Source organism: Ruegeria sp. YTSA075 (genome assembly GCF_059610245.1).
The window spans coordinates 48090-56617 of the sequence record NZ_JBXWNG010000014.1; the positions used below are offsets into that span (position 1 = coordinate 48090).

Here is an 8528-nt window from a genome sequence, read left to right on the forward strand (position 1 = left end):
CCTCTCCCTTACCAAGGAGGTGGTCACATCTATCTAAGTTCCTGTTTTATCGTCTTTTTGCTCTGGTGTCCGTTTCGGCTTTGCCAATTTCTTGCCAAAATGCCTTGCCGCCTTAGCCTGTGCATCTACCGGATGTTCGTAGGTTTCGGCTACCAAGCGGGTAGATTTCCACCCCCCGGCTTCGGCAATGGCCTTACTGCCCCAACCAGCCTCTGACAGGCTCGTCGCGAAACTGTGACGGCCCGGCTGATGGGTTCCGAGGTATTCGACATTGGCGTGCTTTTCGTCACAAGCGCGGCGCAGAGTGTTGTAGATGCTACTGCGGTGAACATACCCAAACACCCTGCCATGTCGGGGCTTAAGTTCAGCAATCAATTTAGCCAACTCTGATGTTATGATAACTGTAGCAGGTTCCCCGTTTTTGGTTTCTGGAATGAATATTCGCATCGCTTCCAGATCCACCCAATCGGGGCGCATCTCAACGGCGTCACCAACCCGCCGCCCGGTCTGATACAGAAACAGCATCAGGGCATAGGTGCGGGCCGGTAGATGGGGCTTTAGCTTTTCCAGGTAGTCGCGCCCCACAGCTTTCCTCTGGGTGCGTTTAACTGGGAATCCTTCTACCTTAATCGGCGCACACCATCCTTGAGCATGTCCGTAGTTAATGACTGCTTTTGCTGGCGTGATGCCTTGTCGATTCATGGTGGCGTTTGAGCAACCCAGATAAGCTTCTTTTGCTGCTTTCCGTATGTCTCTTGGAGTTATTTCCTTGAGGCGCATTCCCTTAAGCTTCTCAGTAATCTTTACAAGAAACCGGGGGTCGCCTCCATCTTCAGCATAGGCAACGGCGCACTCATCAAAGGTGACGACTTCACCGGGGCCATATAGCCCAACGCGCCAGAGCCGGGCTTCTACCTGCGCCCGCTTTTCTTCCGCTCTGCGAGGATCACGAGTTTTGAGAGATTGTCGGATGCGCCTTCCGTCTGGACCGGTCCCGTGGACATAGGCCCATCCGTTTTTCCATTTGACTTGGAGGCGCATTCGTTCATGTCCCTTCTAAGCTGTGAAATATGCTCTGGGTAAAAAACCTTCTTTCGGCCCCGCAGCTCATAATGCGGGTGGACCTTGAGTGCGTCAAATAGGGTGCGTTCGGAGACCCCTAACGCGACCGCAGCGCCCTTGATGTCCAGAGGTTGAACCGCCCAGTTAGGTAGTGTCATTTATCCCCTCCAGTGCCTTGCGGGCGGCTTTGTTCCACTCCGTCTCAAATTCAGTTTTATCCTCAATTGCGTCTTTAAGCAGTTCCTCAAGTTTGACAGTGTGCTTACTCAGGACGGCCATCGCATCCAGAAGCTCCGCTATCCTCGCCTGTGCGGCCTCTAGGGCGTTGGCGGCTTCGTCCATTAGGGCGTCGTTGGCTTCATAGTCCGCGCTTCCGCCTAGGTCGGAGTGCGTGTCCCCGCTCCACCGGCGAGCGTGTTCGATAACACCAGCCCGCAACCGCTCTACTAGGGTGTCAGTCATGCGGGGCCTCCTGAACCGTAAGTGAGACCAACGTGCATTCGCAATTTGAACACTCGACTTTCGGCATCTCTGATGCGCCATGCTTAACGACCTTGAAGGTTGCTGATCCACAATCAGGGCAATTTAATAACCTGCGGTGATCTCTTTGGGTTCCAATGAAATCCAAAACGCTCATGGCCACTTATCCGCAAATTTTCGCAAGTCGGGCAGATCAACATACACACGCCATGGTCGACCGTCCTTCATCAGAAGATAGGACGCGGCGATAAAGTGTTTTTGGTCTGCGAGTATGACGCTCGGGGGTCGCTGGTTGTGACCGCAGCAGCAACCGCGCGTTCGTATACCGGCTTTCCATAACCCCTCGATCACATCGGCAATACATGCATCCACGCAAATCGTCGCTCGCTCAGTGTCTGGGAAGTACTTCGCGTGATCCAATATTACCTCAGGAATTGATCCCGTGCTTTCCGGCAAGTTGTATGATTGACAATCGCACATCTACCCCTCCCCCTCTACTAGGGCTGCGCGGATGCGGATATTGCGGTGTGACTCCGCTACGTTCTTGAGACCTTCGAGGCTCAGCAGGCTAAGATTTTCGCTTAACAGGCGTTCCGGTTTACCGTCTTCATCCCGATTTCCGTAGAAATAGAGACTCGCCACGCGCTCTGGTGTTATGACGATTTCATAGGCCCCGCTGTTGAGGCCTTTCCACCTCATAGGCTTCACCTCGCGCGCCGCTGCCAATTGGGCGCGAAGAGAGGCGTTTTCGGCGTCGGCTATGTCCTTGCGGATGTATTGGACTAAGCTTTCTGACCCATCGAATTCAGTGTCAAAAAACACCTCGTCGCCAATTGTCAGCACCCCAAATTCCTGCTTGGCGTGATTTTCACTAACCCAAATCTGCCCTGGTGCGTCTGTTTTAGTCATTAGCTGCTCCACCACTGGCAAGAGTTGCAGACCATCACACCCCAGCCCATCCAACCGGGAGCTAGATGCGCCCACCCAAATCTCCTGCGGCACTCGCTGCATTTGAATGACTTTGCGTCTGTCTGTGGTTCTGTCTGGGTCATGATGTCCGCTCCCAAACCCACGCGTTGCAACAACGGCATTGAAAACCGTGATAGCCTGTGGGTTCAAATCCAATGTTGTAAATCGCACCACAATTACTGCATTGCCAACGAACAAAGGACGGCACGTAAATCTGCATCACTCACCCCCTTTGCTCAGTGCGCGCAGGATTGCGAGTAGCCATGCGCGGGCGTAATCAATTCCCTCTCCGTCGCAAGCTGAGTAATCGGAGACGTGTGTTTCAGGATTGCTGACACATGCCCCCCAAGTCCCGCACGACGCGAACCACCCCGGCAATACAGCGTCGTGAAGTGCCTTGGCGGCGTCTAGGGAACCGTTATATGCTTTCTCAGCCCAAGTTCCGTGATGGTCACGGCCCCAGCTATCGCGCAAGAGTAACACCTTTTGGATGTCAAACTTGCCAACACTACCCGCTTCAACCTTCTCCGACAGTTCTTTCAGTGCTTCGATGTTCATGCCTGGCTCTCCTCTGTGAGGGCGCGGAGGGCAGCGGCAAGAGCCTCACGGATCACGGTGTAGGATTTGTTTTGCCCACTGAAATCTAAGAGGTCGGAAAGGCTTTCAAACTGCCCCTCATCGTCTCTTGCGCGGCTCTCAAGCGCTGCTCGTTCCATCGCATAGTTGGGCATATAGTCGAGCAGCATCTGCGCCGCCTCCCGCACACCCTGTCCCGGCTGTTCCCCTTGCTGATCTGGGTGCGTTCCGTCTTCACGCATCATCTGCTCTGAGACGAGGAAATCGGTCAGCTTATCCCCGTGTACCGTTGGGCCGTGGTGGGTGTAGGGGTACGGCTGTTCCCCGCTTTGTGTAACGGGGGTGAGGGTGGATAGGATGCGGGCCGTGTGATGCGCTTGCGCGGCGCGCTTGGCTTCATCTACGGAATTGCACGGGGTGCTTTCCAAACCGCCCATATTTGGCAGCCGAATAAGGCAATAATAATTGTCGGGAACAACTCCGACTTCATAACGCAATTGCCCGTCCATGTCCCGCGCTGTGTCGCGCAAGTGTTCGCCCTTAATGGTTGTCGGAACCCATTCCAGCGGCTTCACCGTCACCGCAGCGGGGGGCACAGGCGCGGGGGCTATGGCTTCGAGAATGGCGTCGACTAGCTCAAGGTCTATCGGAAAAACACCCTCGTCATTGTTGAAATGCTCTTTACGATATTCCGAGACAAGGCGCGCAATCGCTTCTCTATCCACCGCAGGGGGTGTGGGGCGGGTGTTCCATTTGACCACTTCGTCATCACAATTGAATCCATCGAACCAAACGCCGCATTTGCGACAACCGCAAGCATGGTTCTCTTCAACTGTGTGGTCATGATCGTAATCGGCTTCACCCCCGCAGAACGGGCAAGGCTTTAGCTGCTCAGTCATTGCTGGTCTCCTTGAGGGCTTCGCGGGCCTTTTCTGTTTTCTCCATGAGGCAGGAGAAGTTTGTGTTTCCGATAACGGGCCGAAGTTCGTGTTCAAACGCACCCAGCATCCCCGAAGTCTCTTTTTCCAAGCGGTTAAGAACCACACTCAACTCCTCCACGCGGGCTAAGAGGGCGCGGAGTGTTTCAGCAGTTAGCCGTTCAATTCCGATGGTGTTCTTGCTGAAATTGCTTTCGGCCAGTCGCTCTACTTCGTCTCGGGTGATGTTAGTCATTGGGATTGCCCCCATGGTTTCGATAGAAGTTGAGTGCGGAGCAAATGAGATGAGCATCGCTATCCGTATCGACAGTACAAAGCGGAGCTTCGTATTCGGTGCCAAAGGGGGTGAAGCGTTTCTTGCCCACACCGTAGACTGCGGGCTTTCCGCTCAATGTGTGACCCACCTCAAATGGCCCTCTGGTTTCGTCAGGAAACTTGTCCATCACATCACCTGCGCCCATCTCGGGCTCCCTGTTTGAATTACGTTGTCAATCGCGGCTGCTGCCTGCTCACGGGTGGCGCGGGGCTGGTCGATAAACAGGCTTTCCGCCACCTCATCAGACAGGCCCAGAGCGTCGGCATTGCCGAATAACCGCGTGGCCCAGCCCGATATGCAGTAACCCCATGTGGCCATGGAAAAGCAGTTGTCGGGATTGAGGATTGCTGCCTGTACCGCAAGCATGTGTTCGACGTTGCAGTGGGTGATGCGTTTGAGCATTACTTTATCCGCCCCTCTGCGTAGTGAATGGAAAGCGTCTCACCCAAGGCCCTGAGAATGTCGTCATAGCCCCACTCAGCATCTGTAACGCGGCGGTCTAGCGCGTCGTGGCAACTGGAGCAGGCGTACACAGCCAGGAAGTCATGCGGCTTGCTCGCCATAGCGCCCCAGCCAAACATGCGCAGGTGGGCGAGTACGGTTGTCTCAGGGTTTCCGTTGCAACAGTTAAGGCGCAGGGTACAGTTCTGACCTCTTGCACTTTCGCGCCATTTCTGAGACTTGAACGTGGGTGTTTTGAAGTGGGCGGTCATGGCGCACCCCTCAGGTTGCTGTTTAAGCTTCTCCAGACGTCTATGAGCGTCTCTGCCGCCTTCCGGGTGCCAAGAGCCGTTTCATGGGCCACAATCGCCGCTATGTGGTTGTCCACGGCTTCCATGTACTGGGGGGTTGTCTTGGCGTGTTGCCTGCGGGCCTCTGCGCTTCCCTCGGCCAACTCAAAGGCCAAGCCCTCGGCGCGCTTCACCATGTATTCCGCACGGTCCCGCTCACCCTTGAGGCGGGCAATGTGAGGCGCATTCTCAACCAGCCATTCGGTGGCGAGTTGTGCGCGCTCTGCTGTGATTGGGCCTTGGATTGCGAAAGTCATGAGTTCACCGCTCAATGTCGAAAATCTGGGCTGTTGTCGTAGGCGTCCTTGCAGAACTGACAGCAAAACAATTCCTCGTTGCCCGGCCCGCCTTTGAGCCAACCGAGTTTCTTTGCGTGTCGCCACATGTCGCGACGGGGAATAGGGCCGTAGGTGTGCTGGCCACAGGCGGTTCTGCTGCAATTCGCGCAAACCAGCTCAACCCATACGTCAAATGCCATTATCTCCACCTCGCTGTTAGCTCGTCTTTCTTGGCCAGGTACTGCTTCTCGTATTCATCGTTCCAACGCTCTTCCCTCTTCGCCCAACTGCGCAGGGCATACAGTTCTGCTGTAGACTTCTGTGCTGCTATGCGGGCGGAGAGGGGGTCGGTCATGAGGTGGTCGCTTTTCTGGCTGCCCGCGCCTTCACCAATGCCTCTTGCCGCTTGATGTAAGCCGCTTCGTGCTTCTCAATCGCTTCGGCCCTAAAGGCTTCTGCCTTGCCGATAACTTCATCCTCAGACGCGCCCTGAAACAGGATTGGCCAGCCCTTATCGGGGGAGAACCTAGCTATCCAAGCCGGGCCTATTTCTGACTGCTCAGAACGCTGGTACGTGACGATTTCGAGGGCGCGAATGGGGTGCTGCATCGTTGCTGCCTCCTAAAACGGTATTTCTGAGTCATCGACGCCACCACTCGCAGGCGGGCTGCTATACCCGCCCTGTTGGTTGTCGCGGGGTTTTGGTTCGGTCATAAGCACCGTCACGCGTCCCTCCGCGTCTGGCAGGGGCAGGGCATCGAAGACCAGTGAAAACCCGCCCTTGTCGCGCGGGAACGCTGCACCCACCTTTTGCCAGTGCGTCTTGCCGTCCTTGCGGGGCCGGGGTGAAATAAGGTCGTAACGGGTCATGCCGCCTCCTTCATTAGTTCTGCTTTGCGTTTGTCTTTTGCCTGCTGAAAATCGGGGGCCTTTTGCCACTGAGCGTTTGCCGTCCAGACCGTTTGCAGGGCTTGCAGGTCCATTGCGCCCGACACGGCGTCCAGCACCTCCTGAGGCGTCTCATAGCCCACCTCACGGGCGCTCTTGTCCTTCTCGTAAAGGGCGAGGCCAAAGGTGTTTCCGAAGGTGCGCAGGGCTCGCTTAAGGGCGTCTGTGACGGCCTCCTTAACGGCGCTGTCATGGGCATCACCCTCACTTTTGCCGAAGCCCTGCCCATGCCCAACGTCAGTGCGCGAGACGCCATCCACTACGACGTTGACGGTAGATAGGTATCCAACCCGATGCTTCCCGCCGTCTGCTGTTGCGTTGGTCAATTGGAGTGACCGAACATCGTAGGACCAACCATCAAAACCGAAGATCCGGTTAGCTTCGCGGATGACATGCAGGGCCTCAACGTATTCACCAAACTTGCCCTGCGGGGGAGGTTTGATTGCGTCGGGATTCAGTGGCTTAGAAAGCTCTTTTGATACTGTTTCCCAGTCCATCACTTCACCCTTACGGTCAGGCCCGGCTCACCAGACACCAGTTCAGCACCCGGCACGGTTTCACCCGCTTCGAGTTGTTTCTTGATTGCTGTCAGGTCTGGTTTGACGGTGGTTACGGTTAGCTGAGACGGGATAATGGTCTCATCGAACACCTTGGCCGATACGCGCGGTTTAGTGCGCGAAACAGTTCCTAGGGGGTGCATTACCTTTGCCTCACCTGTAGCGTCCAGGATTTGCCCTAATGCCTTGCTGATGGCCACCTGTTTGTCGGCCATGCGCTGCTTTCGGCTGGCGTAGGTGTCGGCGGCTTCTTTCGCTGCTGTCTCGTGGGCCTTAGCTTCGACGCGCTGACGGATTAGATGGCCGATAACGTCCATCGCGTCTGTTTCGCCGTCCAGTGAGTCCCAAAATGTTTCTGTGTCGAAGTCTTCGCCCAGCATTTCGCGCAAGACGGCACTGACTTGTTCGATGTAGTTTAGGTTTGCTTGCATGTTCATTGCTTCAATTCCCCCAACTCTTCGAGGATTGCTTTTGCCCGCTCGTAATCGGCACGGTTGCGGTAGAAAATCCGGCGCTTAGCGGCTCTCCACAGTGGGTTGACGTATCCCACCGAAAAGGCGTCGTTCACGGACTTACCCATTTCATCCACCGACAAATTCATGCGGATACGAGCGACTACAGCCTGTCCGTTGTTGAAGGGGTCGGCGTAAAACTGAGGTGTTGTGTGTCTCATTGCTCACCCTCCCAATCGGCCCCAGAGGCATCAGACACGGCACCTCCGGGACCGACGTACTCACCGTGTGCGGGTGAGAACAGAATGGGTTGGGCTACTTGCAGAGCGAGCAGAACGACCACCAAAAGCGCGAAGTAAATCCAGCAGACTTTCAGCCAGACCAAGTCATCTAGTGGCGTGTCATCCATGTCGGTGATGGGGGGTATGAAATCAGTCATTGATCCGCTCCCAATTTGCAGCCATGTCATGTGTGAATTTCACGTGGGCAGCGCTCATGGCACCGAAGCCAAGGCAACCGCACAGAACAAACCGCTTGATAATCTCTCCCGTGGTGAATGGACGGCCATCCTCCCCCTGGGGCCTGTTGGCCTCTGGCGCGAACTCTTTACGTCTTTCACTGATAAAAGCGCCGGGTTGTGACCGGGATGGGAGTGTGGCCGGTAGGGCCGTTGCCCGGTCGGGGAGATTGGTAAGGTGGGTCATGACGACACCTCGACGGGCTTGCCGTCTTTAAGCTCGTACCATGTGTCAGGCTTGATACCGTCTTGACCGACGACGCCGGCCCAAGCAGCGATACGCTCGCCTTCGTCATTAAACTCTGAGACTGCAATCATGCATCCGACTTCGCCTTTTACCCGCCCACCGAGGCCGGAGGACATGGCTGCGCCCCGATAGCCTGTGGCTGAGGCTGCGCCCTGATCGCCTGTGGCTGAGGCTGCGCCCTGATCGCCTGTGGCTGAGGCTGCGCCCCGATAGCCTGTGGCTGAGGCTGCGCCCCAATTGCCTGTGGCTGAGGCTGCGCCCCGATAGCCTGTGGCTGAGGCTGCGCCCCAATTGCCTGTGGCTGAGGCTGTGCCCCAATTGCCTGTGGCTGAGGCTGCGCCCTGATCGCCTGTGGCTGAGGCTGCGCCCTGATCGCCTGTGGCTGAGGCTGCGCCCC

Annotated in this window: 18 protein-coding genes; all 18 read right to left on the reverse strand. The window is 56.2% G+C overall.

The window, feature by feature from the left end; translation table 11 throughout:
• Positions 1–33: 33 nt before the first annotated feature.
• The 18 genes from AC2FGE_RS18570 to AC2FGE_RS18655 all read right to left on the reverse strand — a co-directional run bounded on the left by AC2FGE_RS18570 (position 34) and on the right by AC2FGE_RS18655 (position 8504).
• A complete protein-coding gene (locus AC2FGE_RS18570) occupies positions 34–1041 on the reverse strand; it encodes a tyrosine-type recombinase/integrase (RefSeq protein WP_496820760.1) in 1008 nt (335 codons plus the stop codon).
• A 165-nt stretch (positions 1042–1206) separates the two neighbouring features.
• Positions 1207–1524, reverse strand: coding sequence for a hypothetical protein (locus tag AC2FGE_RS18575; protein ID WP_496820761.1), 318 nt, complete (start codon positions 1522–1524; stop codon positions 1207–1209).
• A gap of 498 nt (positions 1525–2022) precedes the next feature.
• The gene (locus AC2FGE_RS18580; protein WP_496820762.1) at positions 2023–2451 is read right to left on the reverse strand and encodes a hypothetical protein; all 429 of its coding nucleotides are present in this window, start codon (positions 2449–2451) and stop codon (positions 2023–2025) included.
• 279 nt (positions 2452–2730) lie between these two features.
• On the reverse strand, positions 2731–3069 hold the full coding sequence (locus tag AC2FGE_RS18585; protein WP_496820763.1) for a hypothetical protein: 339 nt from the start codon (positions 3067–3069) through the stop codon (positions 2731–2733).
• On the reverse strand, positions 3066–3986 hold the full coding sequence (locus AC2FGE_RS18590; protein ID WP_496820764.1) for a Lar family restriction alleviation protein: 921 nt from the start codon (positions 3984–3986) through the stop codon (positions 3066–3068). The genes AC2FGE_RS18585 and AC2FGE_RS18590 overlap by 4 nt, the downstream gene beginning before the upstream one ends.
• Complete coding sequence (locus tag AC2FGE_RS18595; protein WP_496820765.1) at positions 3979–4260, reverse strand: hypothetical protein; 282 nt, start codon at positions 4258–4260, stop codon at positions 3979–3981. Before AC2FGE_RS18595 ends, AC2FGE_RS18590 begins: the two co-directional genes overlap by 8 nt.
• Entirely contained in the window at positions 4253–4468 is a 216-nt protein-coding gene (locus AC2FGE_RS18600; RefSeq protein ID WP_496820766.1) for a hypothetical protein, read from the reverse strand. The genes AC2FGE_RS18595 and AC2FGE_RS18600 overlap by 8 nt, the downstream gene beginning before the upstream one ends.
• A complete protein-coding gene (locus AC2FGE_RS18605; RefSeq protein ID WP_496820767.1) occupies positions 4468–4743 on the reverse strand; it encodes a hypothetical protein in 276 nt (91 codons plus the stop codon). The genes AC2FGE_RS18600 and AC2FGE_RS18605 overlap by 1 nt, the downstream gene beginning before the upstream one ends.
• Entirely contained in the window at positions 4743–5054 is a 312-nt protein-coding gene (locus AC2FGE_RS18610; protein WP_496820768.1) for a nuclease domain-containing protein, read from the reverse strand. The genes AC2FGE_RS18605 and AC2FGE_RS18610 overlap by 1 nt, the downstream gene beginning before the upstream one ends.
• Positions 5051–5389, reverse strand: a complete 339-nt coding sequence (locus tag AC2FGE_RS18615) for a hypothetical protein (protein WP_496820769.1) — start codon at positions 5387–5389, stop codon at positions 5051–5053. Before AC2FGE_RS18615 ends, AC2FGE_RS18610 begins: the two co-directional genes overlap by 4 nt.
• A gap of 372 nt (positions 5390–5761) precedes the next feature.
• A complete protein-coding gene (locus tag AC2FGE_RS18620; RefSeq protein ID WP_496820770.1) occupies positions 5762–6019 on the reverse strand; it encodes a hypothetical protein in 258 nt (85 codons plus the stop codon).
• Between the two features lie 12 nt (positions 6020–6031).
• Positions 6032–6280 carry a hypothetical protein gene (locus tag AC2FGE_RS18625; protein ID WP_496820771.1) on the reverse strand — a complete coding sequence of 83 codons (249 nt, stop codon included), beginning with the start codon at positions 6278–6280 and terminating at the stop codon, positions 6032–6034.
• The gene (locus tag AC2FGE_RS18630; protein WP_496820772.1) at positions 6277–6855 is read right to left on the reverse strand and encodes an RAD52 family DNA repair protein; all 579 of its coding nucleotides are present in this window, start codon (positions 6853–6855) and stop codon (positions 6277–6279) included. Before AC2FGE_RS18630 ends, AC2FGE_RS18625 begins: the two co-directional genes overlap by 4 nt.
• Entirely contained in the window at positions 6855–7352 is a 498-nt protein-coding gene (locus AC2FGE_RS18635) for a siphovirus Gp157 family protein (RefSeq protein WP_496820773.1), read from the reverse strand. Before AC2FGE_RS18635 ends, AC2FGE_RS18630 begins: the two co-directional genes overlap by 1 nt.
• Positions 7349–7588 carry a hypothetical protein gene (locus tag AC2FGE_RS18640; RefSeq protein WP_496820774.1) on the reverse strand — a complete coding sequence of 80 codons (240 nt, stop codon included), beginning with the start codon at positions 7586–7588 and terminating at the stop codon, positions 7349–7351. The genes AC2FGE_RS18635 and AC2FGE_RS18640 overlap by 4 nt, the downstream gene beginning before the upstream one ends.
• The gene (locus AC2FGE_RS18645) at positions 7585–7806 is read right to left on the reverse strand and encodes a hypothetical protein (protein ID WP_496820775.1); all 222 of its coding nucleotides are present in this window, start codon (positions 7804–7806) and stop codon (positions 7585–7587) included. The genes AC2FGE_RS18640 and AC2FGE_RS18645 overlap by 4 nt, the downstream gene beginning before the upstream one ends.
• Before the next feature lie 261 nt (positions 7807–8067).
• Positions 8068–8202 (reverse strand): hypothetical protein, encoded by a 135-nt coding sequence (locus AC2FGE_RS18650; RefSeq protein WP_496820776.1) that lies wholly within the window; start codon positions 8200–8202, stop codon positions 8068–8070.
• A 17-nt stretch (positions 8203–8219) separates the two neighbouring features.
• The gene (locus tag AC2FGE_RS18655) at positions 8220–8504 is read right to left on the reverse strand and encodes a hypothetical protein (protein ID WP_496820780.1); all 285 of its coding nucleotides are present in this window, start codon (positions 8502–8504) and stop codon (positions 8220–8222) included.
• Positions 8505–8528: the final 24 nt, after the last annotated feature.

Coding starts and splice junctions, on each gene's coding strand:
- AC2FGE_RS18570 (WP_496820760.1), bottom strand. CDS start 1,041: ATGCGCCTCCAAGTCAAATGGAAAAACGGATGGGCCTATGTCCACGGG.
- AC2FGE_RS18575 (WP_496820761.1), bottom strand. CDS start 1,524: ATGACTGACACCCTAGTAGAGCGGTTGCGGGCTGGTGTTATCGAACAC.
- AC2FGE_RS18580 (WP_496820762.1), bottom strand. CDS start 2,451: ATGACTAAAACAGACGCACCAGGGCAGATTTGGGTTAGTGAAAATCAC.
- AC2FGE_RS18585 (WP_496820763.1), bottom strand. CDS start 3,069: ATGAACATCGAAGCACTGAAAGAACTGTCGGAGAAGGTTGAAGCGGGT.
- AC2FGE_RS18590 (WP_496820764.1), bottom strand. CDS start 3,986: ATGACTGAGCAGCTAAAGCCTTGCCCGTTCTGCGGGGGTGAAGCCGAT.
- AC2FGE_RS18595 (WP_496820765.1), bottom strand. CDS start 4,260: ATGACTAACATCACCCGAGACGAAGTAGAGCGACTGGCCGAAAGCAAT.
- AC2FGE_RS18600 (WP_496820766.1), bottom strand. CDS start 4,468: ATGGACAAGTTTCCTGACGAAACCAGAGGGCCATTTGAGGTGGGTCAC.
- AC2FGE_RS18605 (WP_496820767.1), bottom strand. CDS start 4,743: ATGCTCAAACGCATCACCCACTGCAACGTCGAACACATGCTTGCGGTA.
- AC2FGE_RS18610 (WP_496820768.1), bottom strand. CDS start 5,054: ATGACCGCCCACTTCAAAACACCCACGTTCAAGTCTCAGAAATGGCGC.
- AC2FGE_RS18615 (WP_496820769.1), bottom strand. CDS start 5,389: ATGACTTTCGCAATCCAAGGCCCAATCACAGCAGAGCGCGCACAACTC.
- AC2FGE_RS18620 (WP_496820770.1), bottom strand. CDS start 6,019: ATGCAGCACCCCATTCGCGCCCTCGAAATCGTCACGTACCAGCGTTCT.
- AC2FGE_RS18625 (WP_496820771.1), bottom strand. CDS start 6,280: ATGACCCGTTACGACCTTATTTCACCCCGGCCCCGCAAGGACGGCAAG.
- AC2FGE_RS18630 (WP_496820772.1), bottom strand. CDS start 6,855: ATGGACTGGGAAACAGTATCAAAAGAGCTTTCTAAGCCACTGAATCCC.
- AC2FGE_RS18635 (WP_496820773.1), bottom strand. CDS start 7,352: ATGAACATGCAAGCAAACCTAAACTACATCGAACAAGTCAGTGCCGTC.
- AC2FGE_RS18640 (WP_496820774.1), bottom strand. CDS start 7,588: ATGAGACACACAACACCTCAGTTTTACGCCGACCCCTTCAACAACGGA.
- AC2FGE_RS18645 (WP_496820775.1), bottom strand. CDS start 7,806: ATGACTGATTTCATACCCCCCATCACCGACATGGATGACACGCCACTA.
- AC2FGE_RS18650 (WP_496820776.1), bottom strand. CDS start 8,202: ATGATTGCAGTCTCAGAGTTTAATGACGAAGGCGAGCGTATCGCTGCT.